This window comes from Arthrobacter sp. UNCCL28 (genome assembly GCF_900102805.1).
Classification (GTDB): domain Bacteria; phylum Actinomycetota; class Actinomycetes; order Actinomycetales; family Micrococcaceae; genus Arthrobacter; species Arthrobacter nicotinovorans_A.
Genome location: NZ_FMWE01000002.1, coordinates 435,417 through 461,143, shown reverse-complemented (window position 1 = coordinate 461,143; position 25,727 = coordinate 435,417). Strand labels below are relative to the sequence as shown.

The window sequence follows — 25,727 nt, the reverse complement described above, 5'->3', positions numbered from 1 at the left end:
GTTTCGGGGCTTCGCTGCGCATCATGCCGTCCGCACGGCACCCTGCGCAGCAAGCCATCGAAACGGGCGTTTCTGCTTCCTACGTACGCAGCGCGCGCACTGCCTGAGCCAACGGCATGTGCAGTGCAGGACCGTGGCCCGGCAGGATCACAGTGACCTGGACAGTGGCGCGCTCAGTGGCTTGGGCAGTGGCTTGGGCGGTGGCGGGCTCGTTGGCTTGGGGAGTGGCGTGTTTAGTGGCTTGGGCGGTGGCGGGCTCAGTGGCTTGCCCAGTGGCTTGGGGAGTGGCTTGGGCGGTGGCGGGCTCAGTGGCTTGCCCAGTGGCTTGGGGAGTGGCTTGGGCGGTGGCGGGCTCGTTGGCTTGGGCAGTGACCTGGACAGTGGCGCGCTCGTTGGCTTGGGCAGTGACTTGGACAGTGGCTTGGACCGCGCCCAGCGAGAGTGCCGAGGTGAGGGCACGGCGGGCGTCCGAGTGGTACATACTGTGCAACATCTGCGGACCGGACTTCGGGCTGATGGGGTGTCCGCTGACGAAAGTGTCGCCCACTGCAATGGCGCCGGCATCCGGCAGCAAGAGAGCAACGTTGCCCGGGGTGTGCCCTGGCAACAGGATGGCCTCCGGCTTTCCGGGCAGGTGGCGGAGTGCTTCAGACATCCAGGCCTCGGCTCGCGTGGCTGGTTCTGCCTGAAGCGCCTTGGCCTTGATCACGTGGAGCATCCAACGGAAAACCTGGGGACGCCAAGCACGTAGGAGAACCTGGCCGAACGTGACCTGATGCTTCTCCTTGCCCTGGACGTGGGCGAGTTCCTCGGGGGAGCACAGAATGGGTGTTCCGAAAGTCCGTGAGAAGTACGCCGCGGATCCTGTATGGTCCACGTGCCCGTGCGTGATCAGCATGGCCCTTGCATCGGCGGGTTCCAGGCCCAGTCCGCGCACGGACTCCAAGACCAGGTCACGGTCGGCGGGGTAGCCACCGTCGATCAGCATGAATCCCGAAGCATCCCGCACGATCAGCCAGTTGGATGCAGGTCCCTCCACGAAAAATACCCCTGGTGCCTGCTCGGATACGTTCACCCGAGCAGTCTAAGGCGCCGCTTCGGGGCTTCGCTGCAAAGTATGCCGTGCGCGCGGCACTCTGAGCAGGGAACCCCCGAATCGGGGGCCGGGCACCCCCGCGGTGAACCGTGCGCGCGGCACTCTGAGCAGGGAAGCCCCGAATCGGGGGCCGGGCACCCCCGCGGGGAACCTGCGCGCGGCACTCCGAGCAGGGAACCCCCGAATCGGGGGCCGGGCACCCCCGCGGGGAACCTGCGCGCGGCACTCTGAGCAGGGAACCCCCGAATCGGGGGCCGGGCACCCCCGCCAACAGCTACGCGGCGGCTGCCTGGAAGTGCTTCTCGATGATCCCCTTGATGTCCTCGTGGCATCCTCCGCAGCCAGTTCCGGCGCGGGTGGCCTTGGAGACCTCGCCCACGGAGCTGCAACCGTGCACCACGGACTCCGAAATACTGGCCGCACTCACCCCGGCGCAGCGGCATACAGTCCGCTGGGGGTCGTTGCTGGTGGCGTCGGCATCAAGCTGGTCAGGTCCATCCAGGCGGAGCAACAGGGACCGGTCGGCAGGCAGCTCCGAGGAACGTTCAAAGAGCACCACCAACTCGGCGGCGGTCCGGGGCATGCCCACGGCCACCAGGCCTTCCAGCACTCCGCCGCGGGTGGTCATTTTCACGTAGCGGCCGTGTTCGGGATCGGCCCACTGGGAAATCTGGCGGCGGGGGCGTCCGGAGGTTGCGCCGGCCTCCAGCAACTCCTCGTCCCATGGATCCGCTTGGTTATCGCCTGCCACGGCCAGGTTGATGCCGCGTGCCTTCAGGACAACCACTCCGGGTTTCTCCGTGGGCAGGGCTTCCAAGGTATCTGCTGCTTCCTGGCCGTCACGGGCAAGGACCACAAGGTACTCGGCCAACCACTCAGCCTGCCGCCAGCCGGGACCAACAAGACCGGAGGGGCCGGAAGCAGTCCGACAGTCCACACACGACGCATCCGGGCAGTGCACTTCGGCGCAGTCACCGATCGCGAACATGTGTGGCTCGTGATAGGTCCGGAGGTGGTGGTCCACCAGTATCCCCGTGGCGGTAGGAAGCCCGCACCCTTCCGCCAACTCGGTCCGGGGGCGCACACCGCAGGACAACACGAGCAGGTCCCCGTCGATCGCTGAACCGTCATCCAACAGCAAAGCGGAGAAGGCGCCGCCAGGTCCGGCCGTCTCCACGCCGGTGGAGCGGGCGTTGCCGGCCACCCGGACGCCGCGGGAACGCAGGCTGCTGGTCAGGACGGAGCCACTGCCGCGGTCGATGCTCCTGCCGAGTGGGAAGGGCCCGTTGTGGACCACCGTGGCCTGGGCGCCTTCTTCCGCGGCAGCCAACGCGGTTTCCAGCCCGAGCACCCCGCCGCCCAGGACCACCACGCGTTGACCTTCAGCCACGGCGGAACGCAGCGCGGCAGCATCCCGCAAATCACGCAGAGCAGTAACCCCGGATGGAAGGACGGGCCGGGACGGATCGGGGTTGAGGCCGGTGAGGTTGGGAATCACTGGACGGGACCCGGTGGCAAATACCAGACGATCATAGTGTTCAGAGGAACCGTCGGACAGGATGACCAGCTGGCGGGCGCGGTCGATCCTTTTGACCTTGGTGCCCAGCCGGACCTCAACACCGTCGGCTTCCAGTTCGGACACATCGGCCATGGCCAAGGCCTCCGCAGTGGTGCGTCCCACGCCGAGCTCAGCAACCATCACCCGGTTGTACGCCGCTTCAGTTTCCTGACCGACTACCAGAAGTTGCACCAGCCCGGCGCGGACGGCAGGGAGCAGTTCGTCCACAAGACGCGCGGCCACCGGCCCGAATCCAACAACAACAATGCGCTCACTCATGAGGCCTCCTTGGCGTTTACCGGCAAACCGGCCATGGCTGGACTGCTTGTGGGAATGGCCGGTGAAGCTTGCGCAGCCACTGCCCTCCGGACCCACACCCGGCTGGTCTTGAACTCCGGCATGCCGGAGATGGGATCAGTGATTGCTTCCGTGAGCCGGTTGGCGTTTTCCTGGCCGGGAAAGTGGAACGGCAGGAAGACCGTATCCGGACGGACCGCGGTGCTCAGCTCGGCACGGCAGAGCACTTCTCCGCGTTCGTTGGTCACGGTGGCGTAGTCGCCGTTGGCAATGCCGCGGGTGGCCGCCGTGCCCGGGTGTATGAGGAGCCGGGCCTGCGGCTGGGACGCCAGGAGTTCGCTGACGCGCCGGGTCTGGGCTCCGGATTGGTAGTGCTCCAGAAGCCTGCCGGTTGCCAGTGCCAGGGAGTCATCCGCGAACGAACGGACAGCCCGCTTGGACGGGGTCACAGGAACCATGACGGCCCGGCCATCAGCATGGGCAAAGCCACCGGCAAAGAGCCTCGGCGTCCCGGAACTGCCTGCAGGGTAGGGCCAGTAAGCGGCTTCGCCCCGATCCAGCATGGCGTAGTCGATGCCTGAATAGTCAGCCAAGCCACCGGCAGAGGCCAGGCGCAGCTCTTCGAAAACGGTCTCGGGATCATCGCTGAACGTCGAAGGAGCTTCAAGCAACTCCGCCAGCCGGGCCATGAGCCACAATTCGCTGCGAACACCCGGGGGAGGCGTCAGTGCACGTCGACGGCGGATCACGCGTCCCTCGAGGTTGGTGAGCGTGCCTTCTTCCTCGGCCCACTGCGTCACGGGCAACACCAGATCCGCTTCGGCAGCGGTTTCTGACATGAAGAAATCGCAGACCACCAGGAAATCCAAACTGCGCAGCCCTTCAATCACTGCGTTGGTATCGGGCGCCGAGACCACCACGTTGGCGCCGTGCACCAAAAGGCACCGGACGCCGTCGGGCTTGCCAAGGGAGTTGAGGAGTTCGACGGCGGGGAGCCCGGGCCCGGGGATGAGCGACTCCTCGATGCCCCACACGCGGGCAACGTAGGCGCGGGCCGCGGGGTCGGTGATTTTGCGGTAGCCCGGAAGCTGGTCGGCTTTCTGCCCGTGTTCGCGACCGCCCTGCCCATTGCCCTGGCCCGTAAGGGTGCCGTAACCGCTGCGGGCAGAGCCGGGCAGGCCCAGGAGGAGGCTCAGGTTGATGGCGGCAGTTGCGGTGTCGGTGCCATCAACGTGTTGTTCCACGCCGCGGCCGCTGAGGATATAGCTGCCGTGGCCGCGGGCTCCTTGCGCCAGGCGGCGGGCAGTTTCCCGGATGAGGGTGGCCGGCACGCCGGTGATGGACTGCACCCGCTCCGGCCAGAATGCAGACAAGCTGCGTACTACCGCCTTGTACCCGCTGGTGTTGGCGGCGATGTAGTCAGCGTCTGCCAGCCCTTCGTGCACAACCACGTGGCTGATGCCCAAAAGCAGCGCCAAATCAGTGCCGGGCGTCGGCTGCAAGTGGAGACCGCCGCCGTCGGACGTGAACGCTGCAGTAGCCGAGCGGCGGGGGTCCACCACAATCAACCCGCCGGCGTCCCGGGCGCCCTGAAGGTGCTGGACGAACGGTGGCATGGTCTCGGCTACGTTGGAACCGAGCATGAGGATCACCGAGGCCGTGTCCAGGTCCGTGACGGGGAAAGGGAGGCCGCGGTCTACGCCGAAGGCCCGGTTGCCGGCAGCTGCAGCGGAGGACATGCAGAACCGGCCGTTGTAGTCGATGCGGGAGGTGCGCAGGGCCAGCCGGGCGAATTTGCCCAGCAGGTAGGCCTTCTCATTGGTGAGGCCGCCGCCGCCGAAAACTCCCACGGCGTCATTCCCGTACTGCTGTTGGGTTTCCTTGACCGCTGCCGTGATGAGCATGAGGGCCTGGTCCCAGGAGACGGGCCGGTGAACGCCGTCGGAACCTTTGAGCATGGGCTCTGTGACGCGCCCGTTGTGACGCAACAACGACGCCGATGTCCAGCCTTTACGGCACAGCCCGCCCCGGTTGGTGGGGAAGTCGCGCGCGGAAACTTCCAAGGGAAGCTCAGGCTTCGCCGTTTCTGCGGTGGGTGCGTTCGTGGCCGCTGTCCCGGGGGCTGCCGGGGCAGTCGGGGTCAACGTCATGGCGCACTGGAGCGCGCAGTAGGGGCAGTGGGTATCGGCGCCGTTGGGCATCTAGATGTGTCCGATCGTGTTGCGCTTCTGTGCCGGGCGGATGTAGCAAACCCAGCAGACGGCGAGCATCAGGACGTAGGCTCCAACGAATCCGTAGAACGCCGGGGTGTAGGAGCCGCTGGCCGAGTTGGAAGCGTTGAGAACCTGTGGGATTACGAAGCCGCCGTAGGCTCCGATCGCGGAGATCAGGCCCAGGGAGGACGCGGCGAGTCGTGCAGTGGCCGCGCTGGATGCTCCGGAGCGTGCTGCCCGGCTGGACGTTGCGAAGATCACCGGGATCATGCGGTATGTTGCACCGTTTCCGAACCCACTGGCCAGGAAGAGGAACAGGAACAGGGTGAGGAAGAGCCAGAAGTTCTTCAGGGGCAGCGTCCAGATCATGGTCAGCGTGATGACTGCCATGGAAGCGAACGAGGTAATGGTCATCCGGGCGCCACCCATGCGGTCGGCCATGCGTCCGCCGTAGGGGCGGGCCAGGGAGCCGACCAGGGGGCCGAGGAACGCCAGCGAGAGTGCCACTGCTCCGACGTGGATGGAGGAGAAGTCCGGGAAGTAGTCCTTGATCAACTTGGGGAAGACGCCGGCGAAGCCGATGAACGAGCCGAACGTTCCAATGTAAAGGAACGCCATGATCCACAGGTGAGGTTCCTTCAGTGCGGCCAGTGAACCGGCCACGTCACCCTTGGCGTTGGTGAGGTTGTTCATGTACTTGTAGGCACCGAAGGCGGCGATGATGATCAGCGGAATCCAGATGATGCCTGCCATGGGCAGGTTGACGGTTCCGGCGGCCAGCAGCGTGATGGCGATGGGGACAACAAGCTGCGCGACGGCGGCACCGAGGTTGCCGCCGGCAGCGTTCAGGCCCAGCGCCCAACCCTTTTCGCGGGCCGGGTAGAAGAAGGTGATGTTGGCCATCGAGCTGGCGAAGTTGCCGCCACCGAAGCCGGCGAGGGCGGCCACCAGGAGCATGACGCCAAAGGGCGTTTCCGGGTTGGAGACACAGATGGCAAGCCCGGTGGTGGGAATGAGCAGGAGCAGTGCTGAGACGATGGTCCAGTTCCGGCCACCGAACTTGGGAACCATGAACGTGTAGGGGATACGAAGCGTGGCGCCCACGAGGCTGGGGATGGAGATGAGCCAGAAGATCTGGTTGGTATCGAACCGGAAGCCGGCCGCGGGGAGTTGGACCACCACGATGGACCACAGCTGCCAGACGACGAAGCCGAGGAATTCGGCGAAGATGGACCAGTAGAGATTGCGCTTGGCGATGGACCGTCCTTCGGATTCCCATTGGCCCTTGTTTTCGGCGTCCCAGTTGGCGATCCAGCGGCCGGGGCGGTGTTCGAGGGCGGGAGCGGCGGTGGCAGTGGACTGGACGGGGGCCAGTGCATCTGCGGTGCGGTCAACAGTCACGGAAGTGCCTCCTTGGTGGGGGACGTTGTTCTTCCAAGGTAGGTTTGGCGCATTTCGCGCACTGTCGCTGTTTGTAAACGGCCTGTGACATTTCCCTATCGGCGGGGTCACCGGCGAGTGAGACGCTGGTGAGGTAATGTGGCGCGGACCACAGTGTGGGATTTTTCCGAATGTCCGCATGCTGGACTTGGTTGTCCAGTCAATGGACAACGGGAACTATTATTGAACTCTCGAATAATCCATCGCCGGGTAGGCTCCAGAGGCATCTGCCGGCGTGAAAGAAAGCTGCAAATACATGTCTTCCACTGCACCATCCAAGGAAGGCGAGTCCACTAAGCCAGTGAACTCGCGCGGACGGGTGATCTTCGCCAGCATGATTGGCACCACCATCGAGTTCTACGACTTCTATGTCTATGCAACTGCCTCGGTGCTGGTCTTCCCCAAGCTCTTCTTTCCCAACGCGACGGACATCAACGCGCTGCTTAGCGCCTTTGCCATCTTCGGCGTAGCCTTCGTGGCGCGCCCTGTGGGCGCTGTCGTCTTCGGGCACTTCGGCGACAAGTTCGGACGAAAGGGAACGCTGGTCGCATCGCTGCTGACCATGGGTGTCGCTACGTTCCTGATCGGCTGCCTGCCCACTGCGAGTGTTGCCGGCTGGGCCCTCCTCGCTCCTCTCCTGCTGGTGGTTCTCCGCTTCTGCCAAGGCCTGGCGTTGGGCGGCGAATGGTCGGGAGCCGCGCTGCTGGCTACCGAGAACGCGCCCGAAGGAAAGCGCGCCATCTACGGCACCTTCCCCCAGTTGGGCGCTCCCATCGGTTTCATCATCGCCAACCTGATCTTCATCTGGATGCGCGGCACTCTTACGGATCAGCAATTCATGGACTGGGGCTGGCGTGTGCCGTTCCTGCTCAGCGCAGTACTGGTGATCGTTGGTCTCTATGTCAGGCTCAAGCTGGTGGAGAGTGCCTCCTTCAGCAAGGTCATCGAACAGGACAAAGTCCAGAAGCTGCCACTGGGCGCCACGCTGAAGAATCACTGGCGCCCCGTCCTGGCGGGAACGTTCATCATGTTGGCAACGTATGTGCTGTTCTACATCATGACTTCCTTCACGCTGACTTTCGGCAAGGCTCCGGCCTCACTGGAAGCAGCCAAGGCTGCTGCTGAAAAGGCAGGCAAGCCTATGACCCCGGCCCAGGTAGACTCCTTCGTTCCCGGCTTGGGCATTCCGGAGAACCAGTTCCTTTGGATGCTGATCGTCGGCGTTGTCTTCTTCGGCATCTTCACGGTGGTTTCCGGGCCGCTCGCGGAGAAGTGGGGCCGACGCAAGTTCCTGCTGGCAGTCACCGCCGGCATCTTCGTGTTCGGCGCACTTTGGTTCGCCATGTTTGGGCCTGGCCAGGCAGCGGCGATGGTTGGCCTGATCGTTGGCTTCACGCTGATGGGCCTCACTTTCGGTCCCATGGCGGCAATTCTTCCGGAACTGTTCCCGGCGAACGTCCGCTACACGGGTTCGGCTGTGGCGTACAACCTCTCATCGGTGTTGGGCGCAGCTCCGGCGTCATTCATCGCGATTGCCCTCTGGCAGCTCGGCGAAGGGTCCACCGCCTGGGTGGGTGCCTACATGGCCCTCGCCGCGGTCTTGACGTTCATTGCCCTCTGGCTGAGTCGGGAAACCAAAAACACGGACTACGAAAACAACGTAGCCTAAGCACCCCAATAACGACGGCGGCTCCGCACCAAGGGTGCGGAGCCGCCGTCGTGTTCGGGTGCTTTGCTCTAGTCCTCGATGGTGGCGATGACCGCACCAGCTGCGACCGTCTCGCCAGCGGTGGCAGCGAGGCCGCGCACGGTGCCTGCCTTGTGGGCGGTCAGCGGCTGTTCCATCTTCATGGCTTCCAGGACCACGATCAGGTCACCCTCTGCCACGACGTCACCCTCTGAAGCCGCTACCTTGACGATGGTGCCCTGCATGGGGGAGGTGAGTGCATTGCCGCCCGCAGCAGCAGCGGTGGCGCCGGCCGAGCGGGAGCGCTTCTTGGACTTGCCGGATTTGGTGCCTGAACCGCTGGAAATTGCTGCGGTGCCACCACCCAGTCCGGAGGGCAGAACCACTTCGAGCCTCTTGCCGCCAACCTCGACGACGACGCGCTGGCGCTCACCGGCGTCGGGTGTTTCAGCGCCTGCTGCGTTGGCGGACCATGCCGGGATGCTGTTGACGAACTCGGTCTCGATCCAGCGGGTGTGCACCTTGAACGGGCCTTCGGCCGGTGCGAATGCGGGGTCGGTGACTACCGCGAGGTCGAACGGGATGACGGTGGTGATACCCTCAACCACCATCTCCTCGAGGGCGCGGCGTGAACGCTGGAGGGCTTGCTCGCGGGTGGCGCCGGTGATGATCAGTTTGGAGAGCATGGAGTCGAAGTTGCCGCTGATGACATCGCCCTGCTCAACTCCTGAGTCGATCCGGACGCCCGGGCCGGTGGGGTTCTTCAGCGTGGTGATGGTGCCGGGCGCGGGCATGAAGTTGCGGCCCGGGTCCTCGCCGGTGATACGGAACTCGAAGGAGTGGCCGCGGACCTCGGGGTCGTCGTAGCCCAGTGCTTCGCCGCGGGCAATGCGGAACTGTTCCCGGACGAGGTCGATTCCGGTGACTTCCTCAGAGACGCAGTGCTCCACCTGGAGCCGGGTGTTGACCTCGAGGAAGGAGATGGTGCCGTCCTGGCCCACCAGGAATTCACACGTTCCGGCGCCGAGGTAATTGGCTTCCTTGAGGATGGCTTTGGAGGACTCGTAAAGGCGCTTGTTCTGCTCTTCGCTCAGGTAAGGAGCCGGGGCTTCTTCAACAAGTTTCTGGTTGCGGCGCTGGAGCGAGCAGTCGCGGGTGGAAACCACCACAACGTTGCCGAAAGCATCGGCCAGGCACTGGGTTTCGACGTGGCGCGGGGCATCAAGGAAACGCTCGATGAAGCACTCGCCGCGACCAAAAGCGGCGATGGCTTCGCGGACCGCGGATTCGTAGAGCTCCGGGATTTCCTCCATGGTGCGGGCAACCTTGATGCCGCGCCCGCCGCCGCCGAAGGCAGCCTTGATGGCGATGGGAAGGCCGAATTCCTCGGCGAACTTCAAGATTTCGTCGGCGGACTCTACGGGGTCGGCCGTACCGGGGACCAGGGGAGCGCCCACTTTTTCGGCGATGTGGCGGGCCTGGACCTTGTCGCCAAGGGCCGAAATCGCTTCGGGGGAGGGGCCGATCCAGGTGATACCGGCCTCGATGACTTTGGTCGCAAACTCGGCGTTTTCGGCCAGGAAGCCGTAGCCGGGGTGGATACCGTCAGCGCCGGACTGCTTGGCGACGTCGATGATCTTGTCCATCACCAGATACGACTCGGCGGCGGTGTTGCCCCCCAAAGCGTAGGCTTCGTCGGCAAGGCGGACATGGAGTGCGTCGCGGTCAGGGTCGGCGTACACCGCTACGGAGGCAATGCCTTCGTCCCGGGCGGCTCGGATGATGCGGACCGCGATTTCGCCGCGGTTGGCAATCAAGACCTTGGTAAGAGGGCTGGAAATGGGCTGCGCCGGGTTAGCTGACAAGTTGTTGACTCCTTCTGTCCTTGAGGAGCCTAGCGCGATTGTGAGGGTTCCGCCCATATTGATGGGGGATTCCGTGTGTGAGGCGATGTTCCTTTGTAGGGTTGCTACAAACGGCTTCTACTGCTCGTCGTTGTCCCAGAGCTCGGTGATCCGCACGTCCGCATGGACCAGCAAGTCGCGCAGCGTGGAGATGGAAAGCCCGACGACGGCGTGCGGGTCGCCGTCGACCTTGCGGATGAAGGCCCCACCCAGGCCGTCGATCGTGAAGGATCCGGCGCAATGCAGGGGCTCCCCGGTGGCGATGTAGGCGTCGATGTCGTAGGTGCTCATCTCAGCGAAGTGCACCTCCGCGCTGGAAACGGCTCCGACCGTGGCACCCGAGCCTTCGGCAGGCTCAACTTCAGCGTCCGCGTCCTCGTCCACGTCGGCTGCGGTGTCCCGGCAGTCAATCAGCCAGTGGCCGGTGTGGAGCACGCCCTGCGAGCCGCTCATCCGCAGCATCCGTTCCCGGGCAACCTCCGCAGTGTAGGGCTTGCCATGGGACTCGCCGTCGAACTCGAATACCGAATCGCAGCCGATTACCAAGGCACCCTCAGCCTCTGGGAGAGAAGCGACCGCCTCGGCCTTGGCACGGGCCAGCAAGAGTGCGGTGTCGTGCGCGTCGGTGACCCCATACTTCGCCTGGACAGCGTCCTCGTCAACGTCCGAGACCAGGACGTCATGCCTGATTCCGGCCTCCGTGAGCAGCTTGGTGCGGGCGGGGGACTGGGAGGCAAGAATCAATCGGGTCACGGTCCCCAGCCTAATACGAACCCTCGCTCACGTCCCCCGTGCTTGAGCCGGACGCTCGTTCACTTCCCCCTTGCTTAAACCGATCGCTCTCTCACTTGCCTCAAGCAAGTGAGAGAGCGATCGTGAATATCGGCTGTTATGTGATCGAGCGTTAGTGGACCAGTTCCCCCGTGTCGGTCTTGCGGCGATCGGTCCGCTCCAGCTTGGCGCCCTCAACATCGACGTCCGGCAGGATCCGTTCCAGCCACTTGGGCAGCCACCAGGCCTTCTCACCCAAGAGGTACATGACGGCTGGAACTATGGTCATGCGGACCACGAAGGCATCGATCAGTACACCGAACGCCATAGCGAAGCCTAGCGGCCGGACCATGGTGAGGTGGCTGAAGATGAAGCCGGAGAACACGCTGACCATGATGATCGCAGCCGCTGTGACTACGGCTGCAGCGTGGCTGAAACCGGAGCGTACCGCGTGCTTGGCAGTCTCACCGTGCATAAACGATTCCCGCATGCCCGAGGTGATGAACACCTGGTAGTCCATGGCGAGACCGAACAGCACACCGATAAGGATGATGGGCAGGAAGCTCAGGACAGCGCCCGGATTGGCGACGTCGAAGATCCCTCCGAGCCAGCCCCACTGGTAGACGGCAACTACGGCGCCGAAGGCAGCAGCGAGGGACAGAAGGAAACCGCCGGTTGCCAGCAGGGGCACCACAATCGAGCGGAATACCAGCAGCAAGAGCAGCAGGGAGAGTCCCACGACGATCGCCAAGTACGGCGGCAATGCAGCGCCGAGCTTGTTGGAAACGTCAATGTTGCCCGCGGTTTGTCCGGTCAGGCCAATTTTCACGTCAAGGTCATCGCTGATCACAGCACCCTTTGCGCGGAGATCGGATACCACCTGCACGGTGCCCGCGCTGGCCGGGCCTTCCTTGGGAATCACCTGGAACACTGCGGTGCGACGATCGTCGCTCAGTGCGATCGGTACCGCAGCAATGACATTCTCAACGCTCCGAAGCTGATCCGCGACATCGAACTGCTTGTTCTTGGCGTCGTTTTCGCTGAGGCCTTCAGGGAATTCGCCGACGACGACGATCGGTCCGGTGACGCCTTCACCGAACCTGCTGCGGGTGAGGTCATAGGCCTTGAACGCCTGCGAATCGACAGGCTCGGAACCGCCGTCGGGAAGTGCCAACCGCAGTTGCGATGCCGGCAGCGCCAAAGCGCCCAACAATACGACGCTGGCAACCAGGGCAACCCACGGATGACGAGTGACCATACCGCCCCAGCCCCCGCTGCTGCGCTTCTCTTCGCGTTCACGGTCGGCCGCTTCGTGGCCCGGCTCAGCGTTGTGCTTTGCAGCTTTGGCCCAGGCGCGCTTTGAAATGAGTCTCCGGCCGATCAGGGCCAGAACGGCGGGGGTCAAGGTCAAAGCTACGACGACGGCGACGGCCACTGTCGCTGCGGCCGCAACACCCATCACGGCGAGGAAGGGAAGTCCCGGAACCACCAGTGCAGCCAAGGCGATGATGACGGTGAGACCGGCGAACAGCACGGCATTACCCGAAGTGCCCGTCGCCAAGGCAGCGGATTCCTCCGCGTCCATGCCGGCCAGAAGCTGGGTGCGGTGACGGTTGACGATAAAGAGGGAGTAATCAATACCAACCGCGAGGCCAAGCATCAGGGCAAGCATTGGAGAGATGGAGCTCATGTCGATGACGCTGGTCAGTGCGAACGTTCCGCCGACACCTACAGCTACGCCGATCAGGGCCATCAGGAGGGGAAGCCCGGCCGCGATGAGTGTTCCGAGCATCAGGATCAGGACCATGGCCGCGACTGCGACGCCCACGATTTCAGCAATCCCGAAGATCTCCGAGACGTCCTCGGTGATTTCCTTGCTGGCGTAGGCCGTGACGCCAGCAGATGAGACACCGTGGACGATCTCCTGGACCTGTTCGCGGACGGCGGGGTCAACGGCGTTGATGGAGGTCTTGAACTGGACCTGGGCTACTGCCGCTTTGTTGTCGCTTGAGACAAAACGGAGGCCTTCGGAGGCTTCGAGTTGTCGCTTTCCCAGCGCGAGTTCGGTGGCGCCGTCGGCAGCTTCCTTGGCTCCGGCGTCGAGCTTTTCCTTGCCTGCCGCAAGTTCGGCGCGCTGTGGAGCCATTTGTGCTTCAATCTCCGCAGGCGTCAGGCCTGAGGCGGCCAGCTGCTGTTCCGCCCCTGCCAGCTGGGCCTCGCTTGCCTCCAGCTGCGCGCGGGTTGCGTCAAGCTGTGCCTTGCCCGCGGCGGCCTTGGCTTCACCGGCCGCGATTTCGCTGGCGGACTTGTCCAACTGTTCCTGCGTCGTGAACGGGTTCACCGTTCCCTGAATGTCAGGCATGGCTTCAAGCTTGGTCAGCGCAGCGGCCACTGCGTCCTTCTTGGCTTGGTCGAATCCGCCGTCCCCGGCATCGAAGACCACGCTGGCGGAGCCTCCCGAAGAATCAGGGAGCGCTTCCTTGAGCTTGTCCGCCATCTGCTGGGTTTCGGTCCCGGGGATGGTGAAGTTGTTGGACATGGTGCCGTGGAAGGCTGCGGCCGAGCCGCCAACTGCCACCATGACGGCCAGCCAGATGGAGATGACCAGCCAGCGGCGCCGATACGAAAACTTGCCGAGACGGTAGAGGAACGAGGCCATGTCAGAACCGATCTGTGGTGGTTGGAGCGGAGGGGGAGGTGGGGACGGGCGCGTCCGACGGCGGCGCGAAGCCGGCTCCGAGGAGGCCCATCGCATCGATGAGGTGCTGGCGAAGGACCGCGAGGGACTCCGCCGAGAGGTCGGGCCCGCGGTCGGCGAACCAGACGTTCATGGCTGCTTTGCCGCACGAAATCACGGAGCCTGCCAGGGCGTGGAGATAGAGCTCACTGATGCCGGCGCCGAGCCTGCTGCGGGCGGCGTCGATGATCTGCCCGGTGCAGTGTTCCCAGGCTTCAAGCTCGGAGCGGGCCAACTGGCGGTTGTCCTGCGTCAGGCTGAACAGCTCGGCCATGGGGGCGACGGACATGGGATCGGCCAGCGCCATGAGGGCCGCTTGAGCGGATTCGAGGATCGACTCATCTGCCGGACGCAGCCGAAACTGCTCCAAAGCGTGGTCCATGAAGCCGTCGGCCACGGAGGCCAGGGCCGCCTCAAGGCTTGGGAAATAGTTGAAGAAGGTTCGCCGCGAGACACCGGCGGCGGCCGCGATGTCTTCTACGGTGAAATTGCCGGACCCGTTGCTGCGCAAGAGGTCCAGGGCTGCGGATGCGATGGAGCTGCGGGTGGCCGCCTTGTTGAGTTCGCGCCTGGTGGGCGCCGTTGACTCAGAAGTACTGGGCGACTCTGCAGCGGCTTCCTGGCTACTGGTTTGTGTCACATACTTACACTAAGTGCAAGTTTGCACTCTGCGCAATTTGAGGATCGTGGGCATGCCAAAAGTCCCGCCCTTGTTCGTCGCGGTCAGCCCTGTGCAGGGAGGAGGGCGAACCAGGGCGGGACTCGGAAGCGTGGACTAGAACTGGGTCGGGGGCACCGGCGGCGCGGGAGGAGTCGGCTGGCTCTGCTGCTGCGCGGCCGACTTGGTCAGGTAGATCGACTGTCCCGTTGCCCCGGGCTCGCCCTCTCCGAGCGGCAGTACGTAGACGGCGGTGCCGTAGGCGCACACTTCGGTCCAGTTGGTGCCCATTTCCGAGGTGTCGAACCGCATGGCGACGATGGCGTTGGCCCCACGCTGTTGCGCCTCATTGACCATGCGTGCCATGACTTCCTGGCGGCTTTCGTAGAGTGCCTTGGTCATTTCGGGCAGCTCGCCGCCGCCGAGGGAACGGAAGCCGGCCAGCATTTGCGAGCCGATGTCCCGTGAGCGGACGGTGAGGCCCATGACTTCGCCGAAGACGGCATCGATCCGGTGGCCCGGGATTTCATTTGAAGTGACGATCAACATGGTCAGAGCCTATCCAGAGATGGCCCCTTTAACGGGGAAATCCCCCGGGGAGAACTCCCCGGGGGATTTGCGCACTTCCAAAGAGGTTGAGACTACGCCTTGGTATCGGCCAGTTCGCGCTCGTTGCTTTCGGCTGCTGCCTTGTCGGCGGCGTACTCGTCGGCAAAGGCGGCACCGTTGCGGGGCGCGTTGTACAGCGACTCATCCAGGATGCCCTGACGCTTGGCCACGATGGCCGGGACCAGCGCTTGACCCGCGACGTTGACCGCGGTGCGGCCCATGTCCAGGATGGGGTCGATAGCCAGCAGGAGGCCGACGCCGGCCAGCGGCAGACCCAGCGTGGACAGGGTCAACGTGAGCATGACGACGGCGCCGGTGGTACCTGCCGTAGCGGCCGAACCCAGGACCGAGACCAGAACGATCAGCAGGTACTGGCTGAAGTCCAGGTTGATGCCGAAGAACTGTGCCACGAAGATGGCTGCAATGGCCGGGTAGATTGCTGCGCAACCGTCCATCTTGGTGGTGGCACCCAGCGGCACGGCGAAGGAAGCGTAGCCGGAGGGGACGCCGAGGTTCCGTTCAGTGACGCGCTGTGTGAGCGGCAGCGTGCCGATCGAGGAACGGGAGACGAACGCCAGCTGCACGGCCGGCCATACGCCGGAGAAGTACTGCTTGATGGAGAGCCCGTGAATGCGCACCAGGATGGGATAGAGGACGAACAGCACCAGAGCCAGCCCGATGTAGATGGCGGCGGTGAACTTGCCCAGGGAACCGATGGTGTCCCAGCCGTAGATGGCTACAGCGTTACCGATCAGGCCGATGGTGCCCAGCGGAGCAAGGCGGATGATCCACCACAGCACTTTCTGGATAACAGCCAGCGCGGAAGCGTTGAAGGTGAGGAAGGCTTCGGCCTGCTTGCCCACCTTGAGTGCAGCCACGCCGATCGCGATCGCAATGACCAGAATCTGCAGCACGTTGAAGTTGACCGCGGTGCTGACCGTGGTGGCAGCGTCGGCGCTCTCGGTCACTGTGGAGCTGGCGCCAAGACCCAGGAAGTTCTTGGGGAAGAGACCGATCAGGAAGGCCCACCAGTCACCGGTTTTGCCGGCGTACTTGGCTTCTTCGGTGATGCCGGTTGCGGCGCCCGGCTGCAGGAGCACGCCCAGGCCGATGCCGATCAGCACCGATACCAGCGAGGTGATCGCGAACCACAGCAGGGTGTTCCAAGCCAGTCGCGCAGCGTTGGAGACCTGGCGCAGGTTGGCAATGGAGCTCACCACGGCGGTGAAAATCAAAGGAACGACGGCGGTCTGCAGCAAGGAGACGTAGCTGGAGCCGATCGTTTGGAGGGTAGCCCCCAGACCGTTGGGGGTGGTCTTGGTGCTGCCCGTGTACTTGGCGATGAGGCCGAGGATGAGGCCCACTATGAGGGCTGCGATGATCTGGACGCCGAAGGAACCGGCCCACTTGGGGAGCCGGAAGCCGCTCTTGCCAGCTGCTGGGGAAGTGTTGATTGAGGTGCTCACCGGAACACGTTAGGTGCATGGCCAATAACATAGCGAACGGACGTTGAGAAATGTTACGTGCGCAAAAGTTATTCCCGCAGCTTTGTGACGTTGGTCTCACGGGGGTCCTCCTGGTGTGCCAACCGGTTATCCACATTCATTTCTCTGTTTGTCGGATTTATCGGTTGGTGTTGGTAGTTTGGGGGCGTCTGGTTGCCTGGGCTGGTTTGGCTTAGGCGTTCCACACGATGCCGCCATCCCGGGGAGCCATGCGGTTCGATTCCCGGGGCGAAATGATGAGATGCCGGTGACATGGGGTGATGCTGTCGAGAACAGAATAAGTTCACAAAATAGTCGTTTCAGGAATACTTATCCAAATGGATCACCATTGACAGGATGGATTGGGAACCAGTGAACGCTTTTCTTTCCAATCAGCATTTACCGCCTAAGTTTGAATACCCAAGCTTCTATAGAAGGCTTGTTGAGCTAAATCTCACTAATCTTGAGCCTTGGCGAATACTTCATGATCAGTTGCTGGCACAACGAGCCGTGGGATTAAAAGCGCGGTATCCCTCTCGTGTACTCGTTCCGTTCGCGCGGCGGGTAGACTCCGACGACGTTGCTTGCTGGGACATTGACGCGGGTTTTGGTGCGATCTCCGTCGTGCATGATTTTGCGGATCCTGGATGGGAGCAGAGGGAAAAATACGGCGATATCACTGATTGGTTTCGCAAAGCTATCGAAGATTTGATTGAGTTTGAGCAATAGCCGCCGACGCCTTTGGGCTGATGTGGACATGCGAGACTCTAATTGCAGCCGTTATCCTGCGGTTCAGCCCGGGGCGCGTGCCAGCTCGACAGGCAACTTGCCCCAATAGGGCACTCTTTCGCTGACCTGGAAGCCGGCTGGGGAATCGGACATTTAACGACTTCGGAGCGTAGATGAGCAGTTGACCAAGCAGGAAGGCTGGTTTCCGGTAGCCATCGACGACGGAGAAACTCATGTCTTACGAACGGCCATATCGGCAGTGTTGCGGACCATTGATAATGAGGATCTCGTCTCGCACGTCGACGCTACGGAAACTCGGTTGAGGGAGCTCCTTCACGATGTGAAATGAACTGTAGAGTCTGTTCGAGAATTCAGATGTGCTTGACGGCCACTGGGAGGAAAACCATTGACGCAGAATCTTGCATTGCCAGTTCTTTATGACCGCATGATCGAGCGAGGCATAGTGGATCTGGAACCTTGGGAACTCCTACGAGGAGCACAGCAGGCGCAGCGAATGAAACACACAGACGAGGTTTTCCCTGGCTGGAACCTGATTCCTTTTGCCTGCAGGTCCGATAACGATGATGTGGCCTGCTGGACCGGAAAGAACGTCGTGGTCGTCGATGACTACGACGTGATGCGGGACGCAACTGGGGCGGCCGTACGCCACCAGGCAGCGGAATACCACTCGATGGATGAGTGGCTGATTGCGGCAGTACGGGATTTCATGGAGTTTGACTGAACCAGCGTCGCAGCACATCGAGTGCCCCCAGCTTCTGGCCGGAGGCACTCGAGCCGGGTCAGCCCAGCAACGCCCGGCGCAGCACGTCTAAACCGACCGAGCCGATGTTCAACGCCTTGCTGTGGAAGGACTTGAGGTCGAAGTCTTCACGGGACTCCAGCTCGGTACGGATCTGCTCCCACAGACGCTGCCCTACCTTGTAGGACGGAGCTTGTCCCGGCCAGCCCAGGTAGCGGGTGAATTCGAACTGAAGCTGGCCTTCGCTGATGTCGAGGTTGGCCTTGAGGAAGTCGAAGCCCTTCTCCGGCGTCCAGGTGCCGGTGCCCCAGCGTTCGGGGACGGGCAGTTCCAGGTGCACACCGATATCGAACACTACGCGGGCTGCCCGCATCCGCTGGCCATCGAGCATGCCCATGTGGTCACCTGGGTCTTTGAGGTAGCCCAGTTCCAGCATGAGCTGCTCGGCGTAGAGCGCCCAGCCTTCACCATGGCCGGAGACCCAGCAGACGTTCCGCCGCCAGTTGTTCAGCAGCTCCCGGCGGTATGTTGCCGTGGCGACTTGGAGGTGGTGGCCGGGCACCCCTTCGTGGAAAACGGTGGTGGTTTCGGACCAGGTGGTGAAGGTGTCTTCGCCCGCCGGCACTGACCACCACATGCGTCCGGGCCGGGAGAAGTCGTCGGAAGGGCCGGTGTAGTAGATGCCGCCCTCGTCGGTGGGGGCGATCATGCACTCAAGAGTTTTCATGACATCAGGGATGTCGAAGTGGACATCGGCCAGCTCGGAGACAGCGCGGTCGGAGAGTTCCTGCATCCAGGCTTTCAAGGCGTCGGTGCCCTTGATCTGGCGGGCAGGGTCGCTATTGAGGACGGCCTTGGCTTCTTCAATGGAGGCGCCGGGCTTGATCTGCGCCGCGACCTTTTCCTGCTCGCCGATAAGCCTCTCGAGCTCCTGAACGCCCCAAGCGTAGGTCTCTTCCAGGTCTACTTCGGCGCCAACGAATGAACGCGAGGCCAGTGAATAACGCTCGCGGCCAACGGCGTCCTTTTCGGGTGCCGCGGGCAACAGTTCGTCCCGAAGGAATTCACCCAAGGCGCTGTACGCAGAACGCGCGGCCGCAGTCCCGGCGTCGAGCTTTGACTGAACCTCGGCGGGCAGCGGGGAGCCACCAATAGCAGCGTTGGTGGCCATTTTGGCGAAGAAGCCATCCTCTGAGGCGTAGCGGCCGGTCTGCTCGATCACGATCCGGACTTGGCGGGCGGCGGCTACTTTCCCGTCATCGGCAGCGGAGCGAAGCGACTCAATGTAGCCCTCAATGGCGCCAGGAACGTTGGCTGCACGGCCGGCAAGGTGTTCCCACTGTTCAACGGTCTCGGTAGGCATGAGATCGAAAATGGCGCGGATGTCCTGGGCAGGAGAGGCAATGTTGTTCAGGTCGGCGAGGTCCCAACCCGACTCGTGGATCTCCAATTCCAGGCCGAGCCGCTCGCGCATGGCGTCCAGGGTGACGGCATCCACGTCGTCCGAGGGCTCAAGACCTGCCAGGGCATCCAGGGCCAACCTTGTGGCCTCCGCGTGAGCCTCGGCACCGGCAGGGGAGTAGTCCTGGTATTCGGTTTCGTGTCCCGGCAGGCCCAGCGTGGTGGCAAAGCCGGGATTGAGTTCGATCAACTTTTCTGTGTACGCGTCAGCTACGGCATCGATGGCGGACTTCGGGCGTACTGGAGTGTTTGCAGTAGTCACCCACAGAGCCTAGCCGCGACACCGCTTACGTGAAAGGGTTGTTGAACTTTTCTACGTGCGGGAAAACTAGCCGCGACTGCGCTTCCATGCGCCAGGGCCTGGTGACGGGTCCAGCCGCAGCTGCTGGCGTCGCACCCAATGCCGGACGTTCGGCTTGGCTGCGGCAGCCTCCTGCTGCGTACCGAGTGAAACCACGACGGCGGCAAGTGCCGCGAGCTCTTCGGCTGTCGGTTCGCCTTTGACCACCGAGAACAGCGGGACGGCGGGTTCTGCGGGAGCGGCGTCCGGCGCCGAATCGGCGCGATGCTTGGGCGTGGTCACAGCGGGATGTTTCCGTGCTTCTTGGTGGGCAGGCTGGCGCGCTTGTCGCGGAGGGCGCGGAGGCCGCGGATGATCTGGAGGCGCGTGTCGGACGGAGCGATGACGGCGTCTACGTAGCCCAGCTGAGCTGCCTGGTAAGGGTTGAGGAGTTCTTCCTCGTAGCCCTGGATGATCTCGGCGCGCTTGGCTTCCACGTCGCCGCCGGCTTCGGCAACGGCAGCAAGGTCGCGGCGGTAAAGGATATTCACGGCACCCTGGGCGCCCATGACGCCGATCTGGGCGGTGGGCCATGCGAGGTTGAGGTCCGCGCCGAGCTTCTTGGAGCCCATCACGATGTACGCTCCACCGTAAGCCTTGCGGGTGATGACCGTGAGCTTGGGGACCGTTGCTTCGGCGTAGGCGTAGAGGAGCTTGGCCCCGCGGCGGATGATGCCTTGGAACTCCTGGTCCTTGCCGGGCAGGAAGCCGGGGACGTCCACCAGGGTGATGATGGGGATGTTGAAGGCGTCGCAGTGCCGGACAAAGCGGGCAGCCTTTTCCGAGGCGGAGATGTCCAGGGTTCCGGCGAACTGCATGGGCTGGTTGGCCACGATGCCCACGGTGTGTCCCTCAACGCGGCCGTAGCCGATCATCACGTTAGGGGCGTACAGGGACTGCATTTCGAGGAAGTGTGCGTCGTCCACGATCTGCTCAATGACCTTGCGCATGTCGTACGGCTGGTTGGCGGAGTCGGGGATCAGCGCGTCCAGTGCTTGGTCGTCGTCGTTGAGTTCCAGTTCCTGGTCGTGCTCCACCACGGGTGCTTCCGAGAGGTTATTCGAGGGCAGGAAGTCCAGGAGTTCGCGGACGAATTCGATCGCGTCTGCTTCGTCGGAGGCAAGGTAGGTGGAGGTTCCGGTGGTGGCGTTGTGCTGGCGGGCGCCACCAAGGGTTTCCATGTCCACGTCTTCGCCGGTGACCGTCTTGATGACGTCCGGGCCGGTGATGAACATGTGCGAGGTCTTGTCCACCATGACCACATAGTCGGTCAGGGCAGGGGAGTAGGCGGCGCCGCCGGCGCACGGGCCCATGATGAGGGAAATCTGGGGGACCACGCCGGAAGCGTGGACGTTGTTGCGGAAGATGTCAGCGAACATGGCCAGCGAAGCCACGCCTTCCTGGATGCGCGCGCCGCCGCCGTCGTTGATACCCACAACAGGGCACCCGTTGCGGAGGGCGAATTCCTGGACCTTGACGATCTTCTCGCCGTTGACCTGGCTCAACGAGCCACCGTAGACGCTGAAGTCCTGGCTGTAGATCGCGATGAGGCGGCCATCGACGGTTCCGTAACCGGAAACCACGCCGTCGCCCAGAGGCTTCTTTTTCTCCATGCCAAAAGCTGTGGAGCGGTGCACCGCCAAGGCGTCGAACTCGACAAAGGAGCCCGGATCAACCAAGAGGTCGATGCGTTCGCGGGCCGTGTTCTTGCCCCGTGCGTGCTGCTTCTCAATCGCTTCCGGGCCGGAAGGTTGCTCTGCACGGGCCTGGCGGTCGCGGAAGTCGGCAATCTTTCCCGCTGTCGTTGTCAGATCGTGGCTCATCAAGTGTCTCCGGCTCTGTAGCTGATTTTCGCTGGCGCAGTTCGGTGTTGGTCCCAAAGCTTAAGTAGCTTCCGTACAAAGAACAGGGCCCGCAGGCCAGTCTAGTGACGCCTTAGCCGCGAACTGCTGTAGAAACCCTACAATTTTCCGCGTCCAAGCCAAAGCCGTCGCTATGTTACCCGTCAGTAACATAGTTGGGTTAGAGTGTCCCCATGACTTCAAGCAACGACGCTTCCGGCGCACTTGCGCCGACGCAGACTCCCTACGTAGCTACTGGTTCGCTCAAGGGCAGGACCATCCTGATGTCCGGCGGCAGCCGGGGCATCGGCCTGGCTATCGCCACGCGTGCGGCCCGGGACGGTGCCAACATCGTGCTCATGGCCAAGACGGGGGATCCCCATCCCAAACTCGAAGGCACAGTCTTCACCGCCGCGGATCAATTGGTGGCGGCAGGTGGCCAGGCCTTGCCGCTCGTCGGGGACGTCCGCAACGATGACGACGTCGCCGCAGCAGTAGCCGCCGCCGTCGAGCGTTTCGGGGGGATCGACGTCGTGGTTAACAACGCCTCGGCAATCGATCTGTCCCGCACCGACGCCGTTGACATGAAGCGTTACGACCTCATGCAGGACATTAATGTCCGTGGCACCTTCCTGCTCTCCAAGCTCGCGCTGCCGGCGCTCAGGGAATCCAGCCACGGCCACATTCTCACCCTTTCCCCGCCCCTGAACCTTGACCCGAAATGGGCCGGCATGCATCTTGCCTACACCATGGCCAAGTACGGAATGAGCCTGACCACCCTGGGATTGGCCGAAGAGCTCAAGAACGACGGCGTGTCGGTCAACTCCCTCTGGCCCTGCACGCTGATTGATACAGCCGCGATCCGGAACATGCCCGGCGGGCAGCAAATCGTGCAAGCAGCACGAGGCCCCGAAATCATGGCCGATGCCGCACATGCTGTCCTGACCGGTTCCGGGGCAACAGGCAAATTCTTCACGGACGAAGAGGTCCTGACAGCAGCCGGTGTGTCGGATTTTTCGACCTACAGCCTCGGTGCACCCGAAGACCGCCTGGTTCCGGACATCTTCCTCTGATTTCCACTCGGCGTTCTCGGGGTGTATTCCCAGACCCTTTTCAGGGCAAGGGCCATCCGTGTGCGCCGCGAATGGATAGGATTCAGCTATGGATGCCCAACAGCCAGACAGCAGCGAACCCCACGTCCAGGGCGCCGGTCCCGAGCGACCCGCGTTGGACCGTGAAGCATTGCTGCAGCCGGAGTTCCTGTCGGCAGCGGGCATTTCGCAACTGAACATCGTCCAATCCACGGGCTCCACCAACCAGGACCTGGTGCGGGCGGTCACCGTTGAGCCCAAGAAGTGGACTGACCTTTCCGTGCTGACCGCCGAACACCAGACGGCGGCGCGTGGACGGCTGGACCGGCAGTGGGAATCGCCCGAGCGTTCAGCGGTGTCTGTATCCATGGTGCTTCGTCCTGTCACAGCCGAAGGCATGCCGGTACCCACCCAGAGCTACTCGTGGCTGTCCCTCCTGGCTGCGGTTGCCCTGCGTGAAGCTTTGCAGGAAACGGCTGGGGTCACTGCCGATATCAAGTGGCCCAACGACGTCCTGGTGAACGGCCGCAAGATCGCCGGCATCCTGGCGCAGATGACCAACATCGGCGATGGCTCGGTTCCAGCAGTGATCCTCGGCGTGGGGCTCAACGTGACGCTGGCTGAGGAGGAATTGCCGGTCAAGACAGCTACGTCGCTGGCCTTGGAAGGGGCCACGACGACGGACCGTACCGCGTTGCTGAAAAGCTACCTGTCCCGCTTCGCACGGCTTTACCGCAGTTTCTGCAATTCAGAAGGAGACCCCGCCGCAGGTTTGGCCGGCGGAGCTTCCCTGCACAAGCGGGTGGAGTCGGCCATGGTCACCCTTGGCCGGGAAGTACGGGCCCACTTGCCCGGAGATCTCGAACTCGTGGGCCATGCTTCAAGGCTGGACGAGCACGGATCCCTGCTGGTGGTAGACCACGGCGGCAGGGAGCATGTTGTGACTGCTGGGGATGTGGTGCACCTGCGCGCCACAGAAAGCGGTTATGCGTAAGGAGTTGCTTCCGGGAGAGCAGGTCATCACCATCACGCGCCAGCAGGCCCGCTCCCTCTTCTTTCCCGTGCTTGCCTTCCTTGCTGCTCCGGCCCTCACAGGCTATGCCTGCGCCTGGATTGTCAAAGGCAATCCCCAGCGCCTGGCTTCTTTCATTACAGTTGAATGGACGCCATGGCTGATCGGGCTGTGCCTGTTGCTGGCAGCTTGGCTGGTATTTGGCTACAGCCTGCGCCGGGTGATGCGCTGGAATTCCGTCCGTTACATCCTGACGAGCAGGCGGATACTTGCCAAATACGGAATGTTTCGACGCCGGGACTGGCAAGTATCGCTCGTGGCAATCCGCAATGTGGGGATCCATCAGAGCATGTTCCAACGGGCATTGCACTCCGGGAATATATCCTTGGATACCGGGCACTCCGGAACGGCCGTTCTGGCGGATGTTCCCGAGGTCGCAAAATTCCGGGGGTTCATTCTTGACGCCATGGATGAACTCCCGCAAGGTGAGGTTTTTGAAGGCCAAGTATTGACGGACTATGACCAGTTGCCATGGGAGCTGAGAGAAGGTGGAAGAGATGAGCGTTGAGGATCAGCAGTCCGGCGGGGACTTGGACCAGGAGTTCGACGCCGTCCCCGAGCCTTCCGTGGATGAGGACACCGACGCCGGCCCTGCTCCGGTTGCGGTGCAGAGTGGTCCGCCCACTGGTGTCATGTCCGCCGAGCGCCTTGCCATCAAAGCTCTGGAATCGAAGCTGCTGGGCGGTGAACGCAAGCTCCGTCGTCGTGAAGTTGCCGCGGGGGCGGGCGTTTCCATCCTGTCGGCCCGCAAAATCTGGCGTGCCCTGGGATTCCCGAACTTCGGCGACGAGGACGTGGCTTTCACCGAACGGGACCAGGCCGCCCTGTCCACCATCCTGGACCTCGTCCGGGCCGGGATACTGACCGAGGAAGCCGCCATCTCCGTCACCCGTTCAATCGGGCAGATGACAGACCGGATGGTGGTCTGGCAGATCGAAGCGCTGGTGGAAGACATGGTCTCCGAGCAGGGGATTCCGGATGCAGTGGCGCGCAAGCAATTGGTAGGTCAGTTGCCGGCGCTGGTGGATTCGCTTGAAGAGATCCTTGTGTACTCCTACCGCCGTCAACTCAACGCCGGTGTGCAGCGCCTCGCGGTTCGCGCCGAGGCCGGACTTCAGGCCAGCGAGGAAGGCCGTGAGGGCGATGAGGACGATTCGCCATTGCCCCTGGCGCGGGCTGTGGGCTTCGCCGACCTCGTCTCCTACACCAGCCTTTCGCGCCGCATGAACGAGAAGACGCTTGCCCAGTTGGTGCAGCGCTTTGAGAACAAGTGCGCAGAAATTATCTCCGTGGGTGGCGGCCGTCTGGTCAAGACTGTGGGCGATGAAGTCCTCTACATTGCCGAGACACCAGCTGCAGGGGCCGAGATTTCCCTTGCATTGGCGCAGGCCTTTACTGAGGACGAGATCCTGCCGCAATGCCGTGTCTCCATGGTTTGGGGTCGCATCCTGTCCAGGCTGGGTGACATTTATGGACCAACGGTCAACCTCGCTGCCCGCCTTACCACGTTGGCCCAACCCGGGACTGTCCTGGTGGATGCCATGACCGCCGCTGCGTTGGGCCAGGATGACCGGTTCGTCCTGGTTCCGCAGAAATCTGAAAATGTCCGCGGTTTCGGCGAGATCCATCCCGTCATGCTGGCCCGTGGCCGCGGCAAGGGTTTGGTACTCGACTAGACGCCTCCGGCTGGGCCACCTCCAAGCCGTTCGCTCTCTCACGTCCCCCGGGTTTAAACCGGACGCTCTATCACGTCCCCCCGGTTTGAACCGTTCGCTCTCTCACTTTCTTCAAGAAAGGGAGAGAGCGTTCGGCCTTAAGGGGTGTTATGTGAGCGAGCGTGCGGCTTTAAGGGGTGTTATGTGAGCGAGCGTGTGGGTGCGATTTAGGTCACGACTTAGCTAATCGATGGAGTAACCCGGTAGGCTGTGGGGTGATTGTGTCGTGTTGCGCTGTGGGGGTCGGCGATGGCGGCTCCGTGC

The 25,727-nt window shown here is 63.0% G+C and carries 20 protein-coding genes; 7 read left to right on the top strand and 13 right to left on the bottom strand.

Features of this window, described 5'->3' with window-relative positions; translation table 11 throughout:
* Nucleotides 1–79: 79 nt before the first annotated feature.
* The 4 genes from BLQ01_RS06690 to BLQ01_RS06675 form a co-directional block, all read right to left on the bottom strand.
* A complete protein-coding gene (locus BLQ01_RS06690; RefSeq protein WP_254779260.1) occupies nt 80–1,075 on the bottom strand; it encodes an MBL fold metallo-hydrolase in 996 nt (331 codons plus the stop codon).
* 295 nt (nt 1,076–1,370) lie between these two features.
* On the bottom strand, nt 1,371–2,933 hold the full coding sequence (locus BLQ01_RS06685) for an FAD-dependent oxidoreductase (protein WP_091550717.1): 1,563 nt from the start codon (nt 2,931–2,933) through the stop codon (nt 1,371–1,373).
* Nucleotides 2,930–5,152, bottom strand: coding sequence for a molybdopterin oxidoreductase family protein (locus tag BLQ01_RS06680; protein WP_091550715.1), 2,223 nt, complete (start codon nt 5,150–5,152; stop codon nt 2,930–2,932). The genes BLQ01_RS06685 and BLQ01_RS06680 overlap by 4 nt, the downstream gene beginning before the upstream one ends.
* Nucleotides 5,153–6,565, bottom strand: coding sequence for an MFS transporter (locus BLQ01_RS06675; RefSeq protein ID WP_091550713.1), 1,413 nt, complete (start codon nt 6,563–6,565; stop codon nt 5,153–5,155).
* A gap of 295 nt (nt 6,566–6,860) precedes the next feature.
* Here BLQ01_RS06675 and BLQ01_RS06670 point away from each other — a divergent pair, with 295 nt between their 5' ends.
* A complete protein-coding gene (locus tag BLQ01_RS06670; protein WP_026542737.1) occupies nt 6,861–8,273 on the top strand; it encodes an MFS transporter in 1,413 nt (470 codons plus the stop codon).
* A 68-nt stretch (nt 8,274–8,341) separates the two neighbouring features.
* Here the strand turns inward: BLQ01_RS06670 and BLQ01_RS06665 are convergent, their stop codons facing one another.
* The 6 genes from BLQ01_RS06665 to BLQ01_RS06640 all read right to left on the bottom strand — a co-directional run bounded on the left by BLQ01_RS06665 (nt 8,342) and on the right by BLQ01_RS06640 (nt 16,436).
* Nucleotides 8,342–10,213 (bottom strand): acetyl/propionyl/methylcrotonyl-CoA carboxylase subunit alpha, encoded by a 1,872-nt coding sequence (locus tag BLQ01_RS06665; RefSeq protein ID WP_091550712.1) that lies wholly within the window; start codon nt 10,211–10,213, stop codon nt 8,342–8,344.
* A 60-nt stretch (nt 10,214–10,273) separates the two neighbouring features.
* Complete coding sequence (locus tag BLQ01_RS06660; RefSeq protein WP_026547112.1) at nt 10,274–10,948, bottom strand: Maf family protein; 675 nt, start codon at nt 10,946–10,948, stop codon at nt 10,274–10,276.
* Nucleotides 10,949–11,099: 151 nt separating this feature from the next.
* Complete coding sequence (locus BLQ01_RS06655) at nt 11,100–13,625, bottom strand: MMPL family transporter (RefSeq protein WP_091550710.1); 2,526 nt, start codon at nt 13,623–13,625, stop codon at nt 11,100–11,102.
* Between the two features lies 1 nt (nt 13,626).
* Nucleotides 13,627–14,343 (bottom strand): TetR family transcriptional regulator, encoded by a 717-nt coding sequence (locus BLQ01_RS06650; protein ID WP_091550709.1) that lies wholly within the window; start codon nt 14,341–14,343, stop codon nt 13,627–13,629.
* Between the two features lie 135 nt (nt 14,344–14,478).
* Entirely contained in the window at nt 14,479–14,910 is a 432-nt protein-coding gene (locus tag BLQ01_RS06645; protein ID WP_026542732.1) for a YbjQ family protein, read from the bottom strand.
* A gap of 92 nt (nt 14,911–15,002) precedes the next feature.
* On the bottom strand, nt 15,003–16,436 hold the full coding sequence (locus BLQ01_RS06640) for a dicarboxylate/amino acid:cation symporter (protein ID WP_091550707.1): 1,434 nt from the start codon (nt 16,434–16,436) through the stop codon (nt 15,003–15,005).
* A gap of 390 nt (nt 16,437–16,826) precedes the next feature.
* On the opposite strand from BLQ01_RS06640, the gene BLQ01_RS06635 reads away from it, so the two are divergent.
* Together BLQ01_RS06635 and BLQ01_RS06630 are read left to right on the top strand one after the other, a co-directional pair.
* Nucleotides 16,827–17,183 carry a hypothetical protein gene (locus tag BLQ01_RS06635; RefSeq protein ID WP_217638353.1) on the top strand — a complete coding sequence of 119 codons (357 nt, stop codon included), beginning with the start codon at nt 16,827–16,829 and terminating at the stop codon, nt 17,181–17,183.
* 406 nt (nt 17,184–17,589) lie between these two features.
* Nucleotides 17,590–17,925: a hypothetical protein gene (locus tag BLQ01_RS06630; RefSeq protein ID WP_139183447.1), complete on the top strand. Its 336-nt coding sequence runs from the start codon at nt 17,590–17,592 to the stop codon at nt 17,923–17,925.
* Nucleotides 17,926–17,983: 58 nt separating this feature from the next.
* On the opposite strand, the gene BLQ01_RS06625 is transcribed toward BLQ01_RS06630, so the two are convergent.
* The 3 genes from BLQ01_RS06625 to BLQ01_RS06615 form a co-directional block, all read right to left on the bottom strand.
* Entirely contained in the window at nt 17,984–19,666 is a 1,683-nt protein-coding gene (locus BLQ01_RS06625) for a DUF885 domain-containing protein (protein WP_091550705.1), read from the bottom strand.
* A 66-nt stretch (nt 19,667–19,732) separates the two neighbouring features.
* Nucleotides 19,733–19,987 (bottom strand): acyl-CoA carboxylase epsilon subunit, encoded by a 255-nt coding sequence (locus BLQ01_RS06620; RefSeq protein WP_091550704.1) that lies wholly within the window; start codon nt 19,985–19,987, stop codon nt 19,733–19,735.
* Nucleotides 19,984–21,567, bottom strand: a complete 1,584-nt coding sequence (locus tag BLQ01_RS06615) for an acyl-CoA carboxylase subunit beta (protein ID WP_091550702.1) — start codon at nt 21,565–21,567, stop codon at nt 19,984–19,986. The genes BLQ01_RS06620 and BLQ01_RS06615 overlap by 4 nt, the downstream gene beginning before the upstream one ends.
* 212 nt (nt 21,568–21,779) lie before the next feature.
* Between BLQ01_RS06615 and BLQ01_RS06610 the strand changes: the two genes are divergently transcribed.
* The 4 genes from BLQ01_RS06610 (at nt 21,780) to BLQ01_RS06595 (ending at nt 25,424) form a co-directional block, all read left to right on the top strand.
* Nucleotides 21,780–22,658, top strand: coding sequence for an SDR family oxidoreductase (locus BLQ01_RS06610; protein ID WP_091550700.1), 879 nt, complete (start codon nt 21,780–21,782; stop codon nt 22,656–22,658).
* A gap of 88 nt (nt 22,659–22,746) precedes the next feature.
* Entirely contained in the window at nt 22,747–23,670 is a 924-nt protein-coding gene (locus BLQ01_RS06605) for a biotin--[acetyl-CoA-carboxylase] ligase (RefSeq protein WP_026541416.1), read from the top strand.
* Nucleotides 23,663–24,256 carry a PH domain-containing protein gene (locus BLQ01_RS06600; protein WP_091550699.1) on the top strand — a complete coding sequence of 198 codons (594 nt, stop codon included), beginning with the start codon at nt 23,663–23,665 and terminating at the stop codon, nt 24,254–24,256. The genes BLQ01_RS06605 and BLQ01_RS06600 overlap by 8 nt, the downstream gene beginning before the upstream one ends.
* Nucleotides 24,246–25,424, top strand: coding sequence for an adenylate/guanylate cyclase domain-containing protein (locus BLQ01_RS06595; protein WP_091550697.1), 1,179 nt, complete (start codon nt 24,246–24,248; stop codon nt 25,422–25,424). The genes BLQ01_RS06600 and BLQ01_RS06595 overlap by 11 nt, the downstream gene beginning before the upstream one ends.
* The last annotated feature ends 303 nt before the right edge of the window (nt 25,425–25,727 follow it).

What these genes read in the sequence shown, in the direction of transcription:
- BLQ01_RS06685 (WP_091550717.1), bottom strand. Translation starts at nt 2,933, where the DNA reads ATGAGTGAGCGCATTGTTGTTGTTGGATTCGGGCCGGTGGCCGCGCGT.
- BLQ01_RS06680 (WP_091550715.1), bottom strand. Translation starts at nt 5,152, where the DNA reads ATGCCCAACGGCGCCGATACCCACTGCCCCTACTGCGCGCTCCAGTGC.
- BLQ01_RS06670 (WP_026542737.1), top strand. Translation starts at nt 6,861, where the DNA reads ATGTCTTCCACTGCACCATCCAAGGAAGGCGAGTCCACTAAGCCAGTG.
- BLQ01_RS06665 (WP_091550712.1), bottom strand. Translation starts at nt 10,213, where the DNA reads ATGGGCGGAACCCTCACAATCGCGCTAGGCTCCTCAAGGACAGAAGGA.
- BLQ01_RS06655 (WP_091550710.1), bottom strand. Translation starts at nt 13,625, where the DNA reads ATGGCCTCGTTCCTCTACCGTCTCGGCAAGTTTTCGTATCGGCGCCGC.
- BLQ01_RS06645 (WP_026542732.1), bottom strand. Translation starts at nt 14,910, where the DNA reads ATGTTGATCGTCACTTCAAATGAAATCCCGGGCCACCGGATCGATGCC.
- BLQ01_RS06615 (WP_091550702.1), bottom strand. Translation starts at nt 21,567, where the DNA reads ATGAGCCACGATCTGACAACGACAGCGGGAAAGATTGCCGACTTCCGC.
- BLQ01_RS06610 (WP_091550700.1), top strand. Translation starts at nt 21,780, where the DNA reads ATGACTTCAAGCAACGACGCTTCCGGCGCACTTGCGCCGACGCAGACT.
- BLQ01_RS06605 (WP_026541416.1), top strand. Translation starts at nt 22,747, where the DNA reads ATGGATGCCCAACAGCCAGACAGCAGCGAACCCCACGTCCAGGGCGCC.
- BLQ01_RS06600 (WP_091550699.1), top strand. Translation starts at nt 23,663, where the DNA reads ATGCGTAAGGAGTTGCTTCCGGGAGAGCAGGTCATCACCATCACGCGC.
- BLQ01_RS06595 (WP_091550697.1), top strand. Translation starts at nt 24,246, where the DNA reads ATGAGCGTTGAGGATCAGCAGTCCGGCGGGGACTTGGACCAGGAGTTC.